Source organism: Acinetobacter sp. 12966 (assembly GCF_031196995.1).
In the GTDB taxonomy this organism is placed as follows: domain Bacteria; phylum Pseudomonadota; class Gammaproteobacteria; order Pseudomonadales; family Moraxellaceae; genus Acinetobacter; species Acinetobacter geminorum.
Window position 1 is genome coordinate 1 of sequence record NZ_JAVIMC010000096.1, and the last position, 16,254, is coordinate 16,254.

Consider the following 16,254-nt stretch of genomic DNA (forward strand, 5'->3'; position numbering starts at 1 on the left):
ATGATTTATGAAAGACATCTAATGGAAAAGTTTAATAATTATTGGTGATTTTATGAATATTTTAAAAATCACATTTATTTTCAATTGCTTGAGTGGTAATGTATTATTGTAAATAAATGTGAAAATATTCACAAAGCTATAATTTTTTGTTAAGATCATTAACATTAAAAACATAGAGATAATAATAATGATCAATAAAGTATTAATAGTGTTGTGCGTGGGTATCGTCTTTGTACTAGGGTATTGGGTGTATTTAGATACTCAAAATAAGAGACATCAAGAGCTAATGCGGATCATACAAGAGGCTGAAAAAAATTTACAAAGTATCGAGCGAAATCCTAATCATGCTCATCATAGCAATTTAGCCTCTTATAATATGCAACAATATATAGGCGAGAAAAAAATTATTTTTTAGCAATGTTGAGCTATAAATTTCTAATTTTTACAGTGCCATTGGTCATATCTTTTCATAAATTTTGATCATGTTTCTGTTGAATCTGTTAAACTTATTGAACGTATAGTAAAAAAGCTGCATAGGGGTTATGCAGCTTTTTTGTGTTTCAAGAGGGGCTGTGGTTATTTTCTACGTATACAACTAGAAACCAAATGAGTGGCATATTTGTTGCTTCTTAAATTTGAGATTCTTGTTTATAGGACTGAACAGAAAAACAATATTGTTCAGAGACCTACATAGACGTAAATATTCCACAGTTCAGATTTTGCATAGAGGCTACTTATGGCGGCGCCCAATTCTTCGGCAGGCTGGTTAGAGCGTTTATTTAAGCTAAGCGACAATAAAACCACTTTCCGAACTGAAGTTCTTGCTGGTGTAACTACATTCCTAACGATGTGTTACATCATTATTGTCAATCCACTCATTTTATCTGAAACCGGCATGGATCATGGTGCCGTATTCGTTGCGACCTGTTTGGCAGCAGCAATCGGATGTTTAGTAATGGGGATCATTGCTAATTATCCAATCGCACTGGCCCCTGGTATGGGTTTAAACGCTTACTTTACCTATTCGGTTTGTATGGGAATGGGCGTGCCATGGCAAACAGCTTTAGCCGCTGTTTTTGTTTCAGGCCTTGTCTTTCTTGCAATTAGCTTCTTTAAAATTCGTGAAGCGATTGTTAATGCGATTCCAATGTCACTTAAATTTGCAATCGGTGGTGGTATTGGTTTGTTCCTAGCACTGATTGCACTAAAAAATGCTGGAATCATTGTTGATAACCAAGCGACATTAGTTGGTTTGGGCGATATTAAACAGCCTAAAGTATTATTAGCGTTATTCGGATTTTTAATGATTGTGGTTTTACACCAATTAAAAGTTCGTGGCGCAATCATTATTAGTATTTTAGTTGTTACGGCCATCGCTACTGCTTTAGGTTTAAATGAATTTAAGGGTGTAGTGGGTCAAATTCCTTCAATTGCACCAACATTCATGCAAATGGACTTTGAAGGTCTATTTACTGCAAGTATGGTCGGCGTCATTTTCGTATTCTTTATTGTGGACTTGTTTGACAGCACAGGTACTTTGGTTGGTGTTTCACACCGTGCAGGTCTTTTACAAGACGGTAAATTACCTCGTTTGAAGAAAGCATTATTTGCAGACTCTACTGCAATCGTTGCAGGTGCCGCATTAGGTACATCTTCAACTACACCATATATTGAATCAGCTTCAGGTGTGGCAGCAGGCGGACGTACTGGTTTAACTGCTGTTGTGGTTGCAGTCTTATTTATCTGCTGTTTATTTTTAGCACCTCTCGCTCAATCTGTACCAGGTTTTGCAACGGCGCCAGCTTTATTGTTTATTGGTGTATTGATGATCCAAGGGATCACTCACATTGATTGGGATGATATTACTGAAGCTGTTCCAGCATTTTTAACCATTGTATTTATGCCATTCACCTATTCAATTGCTGATGGTATTGCAATGGGCTTTATTAGCTATGCATTAGTTAAATTATTCACGGGTAAGGCAAAAACTGTACCGTACATGGTATGGATTATTGCTGCACTTTGGGTATTTAAATTTATCGCATTTGGCGGTTAATATGATTTTTTATAATTTTCTTCTTGAGCTATCTTAGACATAGTTTTCAATAAGAAGAAAATTATAAAAGGGTGTGATTTTGACCACACCCTTTTTCTTTAGACGTGGAGTTAATATGAATCAAGTCGAGCTGATTCGCGCCTTACCAAAAGCCGAATTGCATGTACATATTGAAGGGACTTTCGAACCTGAATTAATGTTTGCAATTGCCCAGCGCAATCAGATTCAGATTCCTTACAAATCTGTTGAAGAAGTAAAGCAAGCTTATAACTTTCATAATCTTCAATCATTCTTAGATATTTACTATGCTGGGGCGAATGTTCTTGTACATGAACAAGACTTTTATGATTTAGCATGGGCTTATTTTGAGAAATGTGCCGAAGATCATGTCGTTCACACAGAAATGTTCTTTGACCCGCAAACCCACACTGACCGTGGTATTGCATTCTCAACAGTGATTAATGGTTTAAAACGCGCTTGTGCAGATGCCAAAGCTAAGTTTGGTATTAGCTCTCAACTGATTATGTGTTTCTTACGTCATTTAAGTGAAGAAGCTGCATTTGAAACACTTGAGCAGGCTTTACCATTTAAACAAGACATTATTGCAGTTGGCCTTGATTCAAGTGAAGTAGGGCATCCGCCAGCTAAATTTGAACGTGTTTTTGCTAAGGCGCGTGAAGAAGGTTTCTTAATCGTTGCACACGCTGGCGAAGAAGGCCCGCCTGAATATGTATGGGAAGCTTTAGATCTACTTAAAGTGAATCGTATTGATCATGGTGTGCGTTCTGAAGAAGACGAACAATTAATGGCACGTTTAATTAATGAAAAAATGCCATTAACAGTTTGTCCTTTAAGTAACTTAAAGCTATGTGTTGTTAAGGATATGAAAGATCATAATATCCGCCGTCTTTTACAAAAAGGCGTACATGTGACGGTTAACTCAGATGATCCTTCATATTTCGGTGGTTATATGAATGATAATTTCTTTGCCATTCAACAGGCATTAGATTTAACCAATGATGAGTTGAAGCAACTCGCAATTAACTCTTTTGAAGCCTCTTTCATTTCAGATGAAGAGAAACAAAAGTGGATTGCAGAAATCCAAAAAATTTAAATAAAAAAACCGCCCATCTCGGGCGGTTTTTTTATATATCAGGTTTATTTAGGTTGTTTGGTCATACTATTTAAAATATTGTCTTTATCAATAAAGTGATGTTTCAAAGCTGCAAGTACATGCCCAACAATGAGAAAACCGGCAAACCAAGAAATATAAATATGTAATGGTTTAACAACAGCTAAAAGCTCTGGGTTATCTTGCACTAAACGCGGAATTTCAAATAAATATAAAACAGGGGCAGGATGACCAGCACTCCAACTAAACAAGCAACCAGTGACAGGTAAAGCAACCAAAATCACATAAAGGAGTAGATGACCAACATGTGCCAAAGTTTTCATCATCGGTGACATAGTGTCAGGTAGTTTTGGAGCTGGATGTGTATAGCGCCATAAAATCCGGATAATTACCAAAAAGATAATTGTGGTTGCAATATTCTTGTGCAACGTAATCACATCACCTTTAAAGCTGCCATCAACGTCATAGCTTAAAAAATTTCCACTATAAAAGCCAATAACCCATGCGACGATGAAAATAATTGCCATCACCCAATGCAGAATTTGTGCGGTACGGGTGTAATACTGAGAGGAAGCAGCAGGCATAAAAGACCCTTTTTTTGTCGTTTTGATTTGTGATTTTAGGGGAAAGCACAGATTTTGAGAAATGTTTTATATGTGACAGAGCGTGCTAAAAACAGAACGTTTTACTCCCAAAAAAGCATTTGATGAGCTGAGTTTCGCTCGGCAAAATAGTTTGCATAAATGCATCAAATTATTTGTTTCTTCTAAAGTTGAGTTTAGGCACAATACGCGCTGCCAACGTTCAATCAAAGGAAAAATGATGAAAAAATTGATGCTCGCTCTAGCGCCAGTTGTTTTAGCTTTAACAGCATGTGCAACAACTACAGGCACTGGTACAGGTGCTGCTTCTGCACAAACCACAACTCAACAATTGGGAGTTGCTGCGTTAAAGGTTGCTGTAAATGCGAAATGTATTACAGAGATTAATAATGTTGCAGCTTGGAAAACAGCAACAAAATATATGACTGCTGAGCAACGTGATAGCATCCAAACGAATGTATGTGGTTGTGTGAGCGAAAAGGCTCCAAACAGTGTGACAGCAGTAGAATTAGCTGCAGCTGCACTTGATGTAAATACACGTGCTACAATCGTAAACCAAGTGGTTTCTAAAACTGTAAATGCTTGTGTGGCAGAAGCTTTACAAAAGTAATTAATAAATTATGTGTTAAAGAAGGCTGATTACTATTGATCAGCCTCTTTTGTTTAAAGGTAGTGAGTTGATGTTTATTGCTGGTGTAGATGAGGCGGGACGGGGGCCTTTAGTCGGTTCGGTTGTGGCAGCGGCCGTTATTTTAGATCCGAATAATCCAATTTTAGGATTAAATGATTCTAAAAAATTAACTGAAAAGAAACGTGAAAAGTTGTTTATTGAAATACAAGAAAAAGCCTTAGCTTGGTCAATTGCTGAAGCAACTCATGCTGAAATTGATGAGCTAAATATTTTACAGGCGACTTTTTTGGCTATGCAACGCGCTGTTGATAGCTTGAAAACTCAACCTCAAAAAGTGATCGTTGATGGTAATCAAATTCCGAAAGGAATTATTATTCCTTGTGAAGCCATTGTTGGTGGAGACGCAAGCCATGCTGAAATTAGTGCAGCAAGTATCTTGGCAAAAGTGACACGAGATCGACAAATGGCAGAATTAGATCAGCAATATCCGTTATTTGGTTTTGCCAAACATAAAGGATATCCAACCAAAGCACATTTTGAAGCGATTGCCGTGCATGGCGTGATTGATCAGCATCGTCGTAGTTATGCACCTGTTAAACGTGCTTTAGGTCTATAAATACAAGCACTTAAAAAATTTAAAGCGACTATAAAGTCGCTTTAATTAGGGAGAGAACAACTTCATACTAACGATTGAAGTTTTTCTGTGCATAATTATCATCTTCATAAGAAACTTGATAATCTTGATCAAGATGTTGAAGGTGTTCATGCATTGCACGTTCATGTTGAATACGTTGATAAATTTCTTCGCGATGAACAGAAACCTCTTTTGGTGCATTCACACCAATACGAACCTGGTTTCCTTTGACGCCAAGCACAGTAACACTGACTTGATCCCCAATCATTAATGTTTCCCCGACACGGCGGGTCAGAATCAGCATGTTTATCTCCTTGCTAAACGCTTAAAACTGCAATATTGGTACCCAAATAAAAAGCTCAACCTCAGTTTTCAGTCAGATTCTAACAGAAATATGAGAACAAAGTCATATTTTGATAATCACTGCCAAAAAACTTTCCGTTTAATATAACAGAGCCGCTATAAAAAAAACTATAGCGGCTCTGTGTTTTCTTTGATTATTGTCGGACAAGTAAACATTTTTTAATGAATTCTTGACCGTTTGGTAAAATTAAGCGCGGGCGCTGCTTTCACCATGTTCGCGATCTAAACCAAATGCGGTATGTAGGCAACGAACTGCAAGTTCAAGGTATTTCTCATCAATAATGACAGAAACTTTAATTTCAGAAGTTGAAATCATAAGAATATTGATACCTTCATCAGCAAGGGCAGTGAACATTTTGCTCGCTACACCTGCGTGTGAACGCATACCTACACCAACGATAGATACTTTAACGATGTCATCACGTGTTGAAACTTCACGTGCGCCAATATTTTTAGCAGTTTCGTTTAAGATTTTTTCAGCTTTCGCTAAATCAACACGGTTTACAGTGAAAGTGAAATCTGTAGTGCCATCTTCTTCAACATTTTGCACTATCATATCGACTTCGATATTGGCATCACTTACTGGTGATAAGATTTTAGAAGCAATGCCTGGTTCATCAGGTACACCTAAAATCGTTAATTTTGCTTCGTCACGGTTAAAAGCAATACCTGCAATAATTGGCTGTTCCATAGTATCTTCTGCCTCAGTAGTAATGAGTGTACCAACATTTTCTTTAAATTCGTCGTCAAAAACGCCGTCGTCGTCATTATCAAAGCTTGATAATACACGTAAAGGAACTTGATATTTCCCGGCAAACTCTACTGAGCGAATTTGTAAAACTTTAGAACCTAATGATGCCATTTCTAGCATTTCTTCAAAAGAAATACGGTCAATTTTTTTGGCTTTAGGAGCAACGCGAGGGTCAGTGGTGTAAACACCATCTACATCAGTGTAAATCTGGCATTCGTCAGCTTTTAAAGCAGCAGCAAGAGCAACACCAGAAGTATCTGAACCACCTCGACCTAGTGTTGTGGTATTTCCATTAGCATCAAAGCCTTGGAAACCAGCAACCACAATAACACGGCCTGCATCTAGGTCATTGGTCATGACATCTGTATCAATAGACTCGATACGCGCCTTGGTAAATGCACTGTCAGTTTTAATACCGACTTGACGTCCGGTATAGGATTTAGCTTCCACACCAATCGAATTAAGTGCCATAGCTAACATGGAAATCGTCACCTGTTCACCGGTTGAAACCATTTGGTCTAACTCACGTGGGTCAGGTGTTTCGGTAATGGCTTTAGCGAGAGCAAGTAGGCGGTTTGTTTCACCACTCATTGCAGATACGACCACAACAACCTTGTGACCGTGATCATGCCAACGCTTCACACGACGAGCAACATTTAAAATGCGCTCGGGGGTACCCATAGAAGTACCGCCATATTTTTGAACGATTAATGCCATAGTTGTTCCATATAAGCCATGACCCTGAGAGGCTTTTCAGGGTCAGTTACACAAAAAGTGAAGTCTTATTTTTGTTCAAGCCATGCAGGCAATGCTGCGATAACTTGTCCAAACTTCTCGTTAAGTGGCGCGCCACCTTGTGCTAAGTCAGGTTTACCACCACCTTTACCATCTAACTCGGTTGCTAGATGTTTGATGATGTCACCTGCTTTTAGAGTTGCAGTGTATTGTGATGCAACTGAAGCAAGTAGGCTAACTTTGTCACCCTCTACACCAGCTAAAACAATAACTGCATTCTCTAATTTCGATTTAACACTGTCATGTAAGTTGCGAAGTGATTTTGCATCTACGCCTTGAACAGTGGTAATAAGCGTTTGACGACCAGCAATGGTTTGTACCTGATCAATCAATTCTGACGCTTGGAAGTTTGCCAATTTCTGATTGAGCTGTTCAATCTGTTTTTGTAATGCAGAAACCAATTCAACATTGGCTTGTACACGCTCAACAGTTTGGTCTTTCTGTGCTTTTAATAAGCCATTAATGTGCTGGATATCAGCATCAGTTTTTTGTACTACATCTAGCGCTTTAGTACCTGTAACAGCTTCAATACGGCGTACACCAGCAGCTACACCACCTTCTGAAGTGATTTTGAATAAACCAATATCACCTGTACGTTTAACGTGAATACCACCACATAGTTCAATTGAGAAGTTTTTCTCATCAATAATTGAACCCATAGAAAGTACACGTACTTCATCACCGTATTTTTCACCAAACAACATCATGGCACCTTTAGCTTTTGCAGCTTCGATATCAAGAAGTTCGGTTGTTACAGCACTGTTTGCAATAATTTCTGCATTCACTAAACGTTCAACTTGTTGTAACTGTTCAAAAGTTACAGGTTGGTCATTAGCAAAGTCGAAACGTAAGATATCGCTTGCAACTAGAGAACCTTTTTGTTGTACATGTGAACCTAAGATTTGACGAAGGGCAGCATGTAATAGGTGAGTTGCAGAGTGGTTACGTGCAGTTGCTTCACGAATGTCTGCTTTAACAATCGCTTCAACATTTTGATCGGCTTTAAGACTACCAACGGTCACAATACCTTGATGAACAAAGGCACCACCTGACTTTTTAGTATCTTGAACTTCAAAAATACCAGTTTCATTTTTGAAGATACCAGTGTCGCCAATCTGACCACCACTTTCAGCATAGAAAGGAGTTTGGTTTAAAACGATAAGCGCTTCATCACCTTCAGAAACTTCGTCAACTTGGACGCCATCTTTATAGATCGCTACAATTTGACCTTGACCAGTGGTGTTGATGTAACCATCAAACTGAGTTTCGCCTTCAACTTTTACAATATTGTTGTAATCAACTGCAAACTTACCAGCATCACGAGCACGTTGACGCTGTGCTGCCATTTCTACTTCAAAACCAGCTTCATCAATAATAAAGTCACGTTCACGTGCAATATCAGCAGTTAAGTCTGTCGGGAAACCATAAGTGTCGTAAAGTTTAAATACAGTCGCACCAGGAATCGTTTTATCTTTTAATTGAGCAAGTTCGCCTTCAAGTAGTTTCAAGCCTTGCTCAAGTGTTTTAGCAAACTGTTCTTCTTCACGAATTAAAGTTGCTTCAATCACGTCTTTACGCGCTGCAAGCTCTGGATATGCATCACCCATAACTTCAATTAAAGGTTGCAACATTTTGTAGAAGAACGTACCAGTTGCACCAAGTTTATTTCCGTGACGAACAGCACGGCGGATAATACGGCGAAGTACATAACCACGACCTTCATTGCTTGGGTTCACACCATCAGCAATGAGGAAACAGCATGAGCGCGCATGGTCTGCAACAACACGTAAAGAAGGCTGACCTTGGTCTTCAATACCAATAATATTTGCAGCAGCTTTTAATAAGTGTTGGAACAGGTCAATGTCGTAGTTTGAATTAACATGTTGCAATACAGCAGAGATACGCTCTAAGCCCATACCTGTATCAACAGATGGAGCAGGAAGAGGGTGAAGCACGCCATCAGCAGTACGGTTAAACTGCATGAAAACGTTGTTCCAGATTTCAATGAAACGGTCACCGTCTTCTTCAGGTGAGCCTGGTAAACCACCCCAAATGTGATCACCATGGTCAAAGAAAATCTCAGAACATGGACCACATGGGCCAGTATCACCCATTGCCCAGAAGTTATCAGATGCGTATTTTTCGCCCTTATTATCACCAATACGGATAATACGTTCTGGTGCTAAACCGATTTCTTTGTTCCAGATGTCGTAAGCTTCGTCATCGGTGTGGTAAACCGTGGCATAAAGTTTATCTTTTGGTAAAGCAAGCCATTGTTCGCTGGTTAAAAATTCCCATGCGAATTTAAGTGCATCACGTTTGAAGTAATCACCGAATGAGAAGTTACCTAACATTTCAAAGAATGTATGGTGACGTGCAGTGTAGCCAACGTTATCTAAGTCATTGTGTTTACCGCCAGCGCGTACACATTTTTGTGATGTGGTCGCACGCACATAGTCACGTTTCTCGAGACCTAAAAAGCAGTCTTTAAACTGGTTCATCCCAGCATTTGTAAATAATAAAGTTGGGTCGTTGGCAGGAACAAGAGAACTCGACGCGATACGTGTATGCCCTTGCGTTTCAAAGTAGCGCAAAAATGCTTCACGAATTTCAGCAGATGTCATTAAACGAGTACTCACAACCAAGTCACTCCATATTTTCGAATTTGGCTAAATGTATCAATGCCTGTTTGTTTTATGCCAAACCTTGCATGTGATACGGGGCTTATTTTTTAAAAACGCTAAATTGTAGCGGAAAAACCCCACCGAACCAACGATTTTAAAAGGAATATCTTACAAAACTGTGATTTGGCTAAAAATCTATATTCAACTAGCCTTGACGTGCTTTACTATATGCCTTCTTTAATTTGTAGTTTTGTTGATAAGGATAGGTCATGCAACGTATCGCCATTAATGGGTTCGGTCGGATTGGACGTAATGTTTTACGCGCCTGGTTCGAAAGCCCAAAACAATTTCATTTTGAAATCGTGGCGATTAACGATATAGCAGATGTCCAGACATTAGTGCATTTATTTAAATATGATTCTACGCACGGCCGCTTCAATGGAAATGTAGATATATTGATTGAAAATGAAAAAGTTTTTTTGAATATTCAGTCAAATCAGCGAACGCTAAAAGTTGAGGTTTTAAAGCAGAAACAACCAGAACTTTTACCATGGTCTAGTTTAGATATTGATGTGGTACTTGAGTGTACAGGACTGTTCCGTTCTCATGCGGATGCAACACGTCATCTACAAGCAGGGGCGAAGCGGGTCATTATTGGGGCAGCACCTTTTGATCATGTCGATGCAGCCATTGTTTATGGTGTGAACCACAATGAAGTCAAAGTGACTGATCAAATCATTTCGAGTGTGTCGTGTACTACTCAAGCTTTGGTTCCATTAGTCAAAATCATTGATGATGCTTTTGGTATTGAAACCGCACTTATGACAGAAATTCATGCGGTAACGGCAGATCAATCAGTTCTTGACCACGCACATCGTGATTTACGACGTGCTAGAGCTTCAGGGCAAAATATTATCCCGACCACGTCTAGTGCGCTTGGTGCATTAAAACGTGTTATGCCTAAGATGGAAGACCGTATTGATGGTTATTCAATTCGGGTACCGACTATTAATGTAGCTGCAATTGACTTAACTTTTATCGCGCAATCTCCAATTACTGTGCATCACCTTAATGAAATACTAATTAAAGCCTCTCAAACAGATTATGTAGAAATTATGTCGGTAACAGATGAGCCTTTAGTTTCAAGTGATTTTAATCATTCACCTTATTCACTCATCGTTGATTTAACTCAGACGATGGTTGTTGGCCATCAAGCTAAAGTATTCGCTTGGTATGATAATGAATGGGGCTATGCAAACCGATTATTGGATTTGTGCGATTCTTTCAAAAGTTAAGTTTGGTTAACTGGCAACAAGGGGATAGCTCAGATATTGGCCCATTCTTTGGTCGAAGAACTTTTGCTTATGATATGAGAGAATGATGGCAAGATATTGAATATTATTGTTAATTTATGAAATCTTCTTTTTGACTTTAGAGTTTATTAACGAAGATTAATGCAAATTGTCAGGTGCATGGCGCAAAGTATCATGCTACACTAAGAGAAATCGGGTGTGTTCCCGATTTTTTTATGTGGGGTCGTTCCACGTTGATCAGATTTTAGGCTTGAAATATGACCATTTCAGAGACATGGTTGCTGCCTGACGGGGTAGCAGATGTATTGCCGGAACAGGCGCAAGTCATTGAAAAACTTCGCCGTGAAGCTTTAGATTTCCTCGCGGTACGAGGTTATCAATTGGTATATACACCATTTATCGAATACATCGAATCGTTGTCTTCATTATCAGAATCAAATCAAGACTTAGATTTAGTAACTTTTAAGGTCATTGATCAGCTCTCAGGCCGTTTACTCGGTGTTCGTGCTGATATGACGCCACAAGTTGCGCGTATCGATGCACATGTAAGACCAATTGAAGGCGTTGCACGTTACTGTTATTCAGGGACTGTATTACATACTAAACCACAAAATTTCAATGCCACACGTGCACCCCTACAATTAGGTGCAGAGTTATACGGACACGACAGTATCGAAGCTGATGTCGAAATGGTCGATGTCATGCTGGGGTTGATTGAGAACATCTACACTTTACATGGCGCGCATTTAGATTTAGGCCATGTAGGGTTGTTTCGCAGTTTAGTAAAGTATGCTGGACTGTCAAAAAATGAAGAGCATGAGCTTTCAGATCTTTATCAAAGAAAAGCGTTACCAGAGTTAGCCGAGTTTACACAAAACCTGAATATGGGTTCTGATTTCTATGCGCTTGGTCGCTATTCTAGTGATCTAGAAGCATTACAGGCGAATTTAAGTGCAAACATCTTACAAGATGCTGAATTTAAGTCAGCATTAGATGCACTTAAAACGACACATGCGCAAATTAAAGGCCGTTGGCCAAATCTCAATATCGGTATTGATGTTGTAGAGCTACGTAGTTATCACTATCACACTGGTTTGATGTATGCGGTCTATGCACCGAATCGTGCTGCGCCTTTAGCACAGGGTGGTCGTTATGATGGTATTGGTGAGCACTTTGGCCGCGCACGTCCTGCTACTGGCTTTAGTTGTGATTTATATGCCTTAGGTGCAAATCAGTTCGCCGAAATCGAAACTGTTGTTGCTCCAAAAGGCTCAGAACAGGATTTACTCTCAGCAATTTCGAATGCGCGCGCTCAAGGTTTACGTGTCGTTCAATTGTTAGGTAATGATGATTTAAGTTCTATTCCATATGCGACCCATCAACTCGTGTCGCAAAATGGGCAATGGAATATTGAAAAGATTTAATCGCCAGCGGTAAATTTTTACTGGTGGTTTCCAATTTTAACAGCATGATGTAATGAGGCTATTATGGGCAAAAATGTTGTGGTACTTGGTACCCAATGGGGCGACGAAGGTAAAGGTAAAATCGTCGACCTGCTCACAGATCAAGCGGCTGCGGTAGTACGTTATCAAGGCGGACATAACGCAGGTCATACTCTTGTCGTAGGTGGTAAAAAGACTGTATTGCACCTCATTCCATCAGGCATTTTACGTGAAAACGTATTGTGCTTAATTGGTAATGGTGTAGTACTTTCACCAGCCGCGTTAATTGAAGAAATGGGAATTTTGGAAGCGGAAGGTGTTCCTGTTAAAGAACGTCTACGTATTTCTCCAAACTGTCCGCTCATTTTGCCTAACCACATTGCACTTGATCAGGCACGTGAGAAGAAACGTGGTAATGCTAAAATCGGTACTACAGGTCGTGGTATTGGTCCTGCATACGAAGATAAAGTGGCTCGCCGTGCAGTGCGTGTTGCTGACCTTGTTCGTGGTGGTGCAGCGCTTGAAGAAAAACTCCAAGAAATGCTTGAGTTGCATAACTTCCAGTTAACTCAGTTCTACGGTGTAGAAGCTGTTAAATTTGAAGATGTATTGGCTCTTTGCAACCAATGGCGTGAAGTGCTTGCTCCATTAGTGATTGATGTTACTAAAGTATTGCATGACTATCGCAAAGAAGGTAAGGCGGTAATGTTTGAAGGAGCTCAAGGCTCACTTCTTGATATCGATCACGGTACTTATCCGTATGTTACAAGTTCAAATACAACTGCTGGTGGCGTAAGCTCTGGTTCAGGTATGGGACCTTTACACCTTGATTATGTATTGGGTATTACTAAGGCTTATACAACACGTGTAGGTGCTGGTCCATTCCCAACTGAATTGGTTTACGATGCCGCTGCTGATTCTGGTGATCCAATTGGTAAACACCTAGGTACAGTTGGCCATGAATTTGGTGCTTCTACTGGCCGTCAACGTCGTTGTGGTTGGTTTGATGCTGAAATTCTTCGCCGTTCTGTAGATGTAAACTCACTTTCAGGTATTTGCTTAACTAAACTTGACGTTTTAGATGGTTTGGAAGAAGTAAAAATCTGTGTGGGTTATGAAAATACAGATTCAGGTTGTGTAGGTTCTTCAGATGCAGTTTCTTTCGAATGCTTGAAGCCAATCTATGAAACTATGCCTGGTTGGAGCGAGTCGACTGTTGGTTTAACGAGTATCGATCAATTACCAGCAAATGCTTTAGCTTATGTTAAGCGTATTGAACAATTAATCGAATGTCCGATTGATATCGTTTCAACTGGTCCAGACCGTGCAGAAACAATTGTTTTACGTCATCCATTCTCTGCTTAATTAGCAAAGATTAAAAAGGCCTCCTGAAAGGGGGCTTTTTTATACCCGACTAAAGTGCAGTTTTCGTTTTATTAGATTCAGATTAAAACGTTATATATAGATAAGGAAGGATGGGCTCAGGATGAAGCTGCAACCAACTATTTCAAAAACAATTTTTTATTCTTTTTTATTTGCTATTGGCGGTTCACCCACGCTGGCAATGTTGATTATTTATGGACAGGAATATCATGAAGACTTCTTTATGACTGCGTTTATGAGCTTGTCGGTTTTGTTCGCATGTGTGTTAATTCCTGTCGTATTCATACAAAATAGTTATTTACTCTGGAAAAAGGAAAGTCCTAATCTTGAAGAGAAAGTTAAGACCTTAAGTCATGTTTATCTGGGTTTAAATGTAATCTGTTTGATTTTCTGGATTTATTTGATGACTTTATCTACTTGATCGTTACATAAATACTATGATCATGGAGAAATGAGACATTCAAAGCGTGACTGGTATTTCTTATAATAAGTGCAAAAGAATAAACAGCTTTTTATCGATTTAGGTGATCCGTGTTATGAATAAAAAACTCTTTTTAAGCTTGTGTGCAGCAAGCGTGATGACCATTTCTGGCTGTGCAACCGTAGCGGACATGGCGGGTGCAGATACTGCAACCTTGAATGCTCAATCTGCTCAAGGTTTTAATAAGATGGTGCAGGAAGCACGTGGTAAGGGTGCTCTCGATACAAGTTCTAGTACATATAACCGTATTAATGCTGTATTCAACCGTTTAAAACCATATGCGAACCAGATGAATCAGACTGGTCAACCATTTAGCTGGCAGTTAGCGGTGTTGAAATCAGATACGATTAATGCTTACGTTGCACCTGGTGGCAAGGTCGTGTTCTATACAGGTATTGTGAATAAATTGAATCTGACAGATGCTGAAATTGCAGCTGTTATGGGACATGAAATGACACATGCTTTAGAAGAGCATGCAAAAAGTAAAATCGGTGCACAGGCTTTAACTGATTTAGCTCTAGGCATCGGTTTAAGCTATGCGGGTAATAATGTAGGCCAGCTTGGTACTGCTGCTGCTCAGTTAGGTACACAAGTGGGTGTGGGCTTACCATATTCTCGTAGCTTGGAAAGTCGTGCTGACCAAGGTGGTTTAATGCTAATGGCGCGTGCAGGCTATAATCCAAATGCAGCGATTACACTTTGGGAAAAAATGAATAAGCTTGAAGGTGGTGGTGGTTCATCATTCTTGTCTACTCACCCATCTAACTCTCAGCGTATCGGTGATATGCGTAAAAACTTACCTGCAGCAATGGCAGTTTATAATAGCCGCAAATAAGATGTAAATTTTATATAGATAAAGAAAACGGATGCTTAAGCATCCGTTTTTTATTTAAGGAGCAGGGTTGGGTTGCTGGGTATGGATGGCTTCAATACCTTGTAGGACTTCACTAGGCAACTCAATCTCAAATGCCTGAATATTCTCTTTGAGTTGGTCTAAATTAGTGGCACCAATAATTGTGCTTGTCACAAAGAACTTTTGTTTAATAAAAGCTAAGGCCATTTGAGTTAAGCTTAGCCCATGTTTTTCTGCTAGCTGTGCATATTGTTCAGTTGCCCATTCGCTTTGAGCGTTACTGTAGCGGCTAAAACGAGGAAATAATGTTACACGGGCATTAGCTGGACGAGCGCCATTTCTAAACTTGCCGGTTAAGTATCCAAAAGCCAGAGGAGAGTAGGCGAGCAAGCCGACATCTTCATATTTGGCAATCTCAGACATACCTATTTCATAAGTACGGTTAAGAAGACTATAAGGGTTTTGAACACTTACAAATTTACTGACACCTAGCTTTTCGGCCAAATGTAAAAATTTCATAGTGCCCCAAGGCGTTTCATTTGATAAACCAATATAGCGAATGCGCCCACGGTTAATTTCTTCTTGTAGAGCGAGTAAAGTTTCTTCTAGAGGTGTTGTGGCGTAATCATTTTCAGCTTGCTGATTGCCATAAGCGAGCGTACCAAAAAAGTTGGTATGACGTTCAGGCCAATGTAGTTGATAAAGATCGATATAGTCCGTTTGGAGGCGTTTAAGTGAACCATCTAGTGCTTTGGCAATATGGTCGCTGTTAAAGCGGGTATGGCCTTCTCTAATGTGCGTTCCTCCAAAGCCTGGACCTGCAATTTTAGATGCGAGAAAAACTTTGTCGCGTTGCCCATGCTGGGCAAACCAATTGCCAATAATAGTTTCAGTTGCACCGTAAGTTTCGGGTTTTGGGGGAACAGAATACATCTCTGCTGTATCCCAAAAATATAAACCATGTGCCAAGGCATAATTGAGTTGTTCAAAAGCTTCTTGTTGGGAGTTTTGCTCACCAAATGTCATGGTGCCTAAACAAATTTCTGGAAGTTTAATGCCTGTGCGACTAAGCGAATTAAATTGCATACAGTGAAATCCTTGGAAATTTTGAGTTAGCCTAACGGAGAATATGTATTCAACTTAAATCATAAATTTAGAATAGTTTGTAAGTTTTGTGTATTAACTCATTGTTGC

The 16,254-nt window shown here is 39.5% G+C and carries 15 protein-coding genes; 10 read left to right on the forward strand and 5 right to left on the reverse strand.

The genetic code is table 11. The features are described 5' to 3' along the window. Nucleotides 1-187 precede the first annotated feature (187 nt). The 3 genes from RFW85_RS15035 to RFW85_RS15045 all read left to right on the forward strand — a co-directional run bounded on the left by RFW85_RS15035 (nt 188) and on the right by RFW85_RS15045 (nt 3,170). The gene (locus RFW85_RS15035; RefSeq protein ID WP_171545296.1) at nt 188-415 is read left to right on the forward strand and encodes a hypothetical protein; all 228 of its coding nucleotides are present in this window, start codon (nt 188-190) and stop codon (nt 413-415) included. A 321-nt stretch (nt 416-736) separates the two neighbouring features. Further along, nucleotides 737-2,056, forward strand: a complete 1,320-nt coding sequence (locus tag RFW85_RS15040; RefSeq protein ID WP_170249354.1) for an NCS2 family permease — start codon at nt 737-739, stop codon at nt 2,054-2,056. Nucleotides 2,057-2,171: 115 nt separating this feature from the next. Beyond that, complete coding sequence (locus RFW85_RS15045) at nt 2,172-3,170, forward strand: adenosine deaminase (protein ID WP_170249352.1); 999 nt, start codon at nt 2,172-2,174, stop codon at nt 3,168-3,170. Between the two features lie 44 nt (nt 3,171-3,214). Here the strand turns inward: RFW85_RS15045 and RFW85_RS15050 are convergent, their stop codons facing one another. Beyond that, a complete protein-coding gene (locus RFW85_RS15050) occupies nt 3,215-3,772 on the reverse strand; it encodes a cytochrome b (RefSeq protein ID WP_078220412.1) in 558 nt (185 codons plus the stop codon). A gap of 238 nt (nt 3,773-4,010) precedes the next feature. On the opposite strand from RFW85_RS15050, the gene RFW85_RS15055 reads away from it, so the two are divergent. After that, nucleotides 4,011-4,400, forward strand: coding sequence for a hypothetical protein (locus RFW85_RS15055; protein WP_005076998.1), 390 nt, complete (start codon nt 4,011-4,013; stop codon nt 4,398-4,400). A 70-nt stretch (nt 4,401-4,470) separates the two neighbouring features. Continuing rightward, complete coding sequence (rnhB, locus tag RFW85_RS15060; protein WP_170249351.1) at nt 4,471-5,037, forward strand: ribonuclease HII; 567 nt, start codon at nt 4,471-4,473, stop codon at nt 5,035-5,037. A 67-nt stretch (nt 5,038-5,104) separates the two neighbouring features. On the opposite strand, the gene csrA is transcribed toward rnhB, so the two are convergent. The 3 genes from csrA to alaS form a co-directional block, all read right to left on the reverse strand. Next, nucleotides 5,105-5,359, reverse strand: a complete 255-nt coding sequence (gene csrA, locus RFW85_RS15065) for a carbon storage regulator CsrA (protein ID WP_000906487.1) — start codon at nt 5,357-5,359, stop codon at nt 5,105-5,107. Between the two features lie 246 nt (nt 5,360-5,605). Next, nucleotides 5,606-6,886: an aspartate kinase gene (locus tag RFW85_RS15070; protein WP_002115333.1), complete on the reverse strand. Its 1,281-nt coding sequence runs from the start codon at nt 6,884-6,886 to the stop codon at nt 5,606-5,608. Nucleotides 6,887-6,951: 65 nt separating this feature from the next. Beyond that, nucleotides 6,952-9,588, reverse strand: a complete 2,637-nt coding sequence (gene alaS / locus RFW85_RS15075) for an alanine--tRNA ligase (protein ID WP_170249685.1) — start codon at nt 9,586-9,588, stop codon at nt 6,952-6,954. 269 nt (nt 9,589-9,857) lie between these two features. On the opposite strand from alaS, the gene RFW85_RS15080 reads away from it, so the two are divergent. From RFW85_RS15080 to RFW85_RS15100, 5 genes are all read left to right on the forward strand, one after another. Next, on the forward strand, nt 9,858-10,883 hold the full coding sequence (locus tag RFW85_RS15080; RefSeq protein WP_170249676.1) for a type I glyceraldehyde-3-phosphate dehydrogenase: 1,026 nt from the start codon (nt 9,858-9,860) through the stop codon (nt 10,881-10,883). Between the two features lie 275 nt (nt 10,884-11,158). Next, entirely contained in the window at nt 11,159-12,325 is a 1,167-nt protein-coding gene (locus RFW85_RS15085) for an ATP phosphoribosyltransferase regulatory subunit (protein ID WP_170249675.1), read from the forward strand. 63 nt (nt 12,326-12,388) lie between these two features. Next, nucleotides 12,389-13,708 (forward strand): adenylosuccinate synthase, encoded by a 1,320-nt coding sequence (locus RFW85_RS15090; protein WP_002121613.1) that lies wholly within the window; start codon nt 12,389-12,391, stop codon nt 13,706-13,708. Nucleotides 13,709-13,829: 121 nt separating this feature from the next. Next, the gene (locus RFW85_RS15095; RefSeq protein ID WP_170249674.1) at nt 13,830-14,147 is read left to right on the forward strand and encodes a hypothetical protein; all 318 of its coding nucleotides are present in this window, start codon (nt 13,830-13,832) and stop codon (nt 14,145-14,147) included. Between the two features lie 115 nt (nt 14,148-14,262). Further along, nucleotides 14,263-15,042: a M48 family metallopeptidase gene (locus RFW85_RS15100; protein ID WP_002121572.1), complete on the forward strand. Its 780-nt coding sequence runs from the start codon at nt 14,263-14,265 to the stop codon at nt 15,040-15,042. Nucleotides 15,043-15,096: 54 nt separating this feature from the next. Here RFW85_RS15100 and RFW85_RS15105 read toward each other — a convergent pair whose 3' ends face one another. Further along, the gene (locus RFW85_RS15105) at nt 15,097-16,146 is read right to left on the reverse strand and encodes an NADP(H)-dependent aldo-keto reductase (protein ID WP_170249673.1); all 1,050 of its coding nucleotides are present in this window, start codon (nt 16,144-16,146) and stop codon (nt 15,097-15,099) included. Nucleotides 16,147-16,254 lie beyond the last annotated feature (108 nt).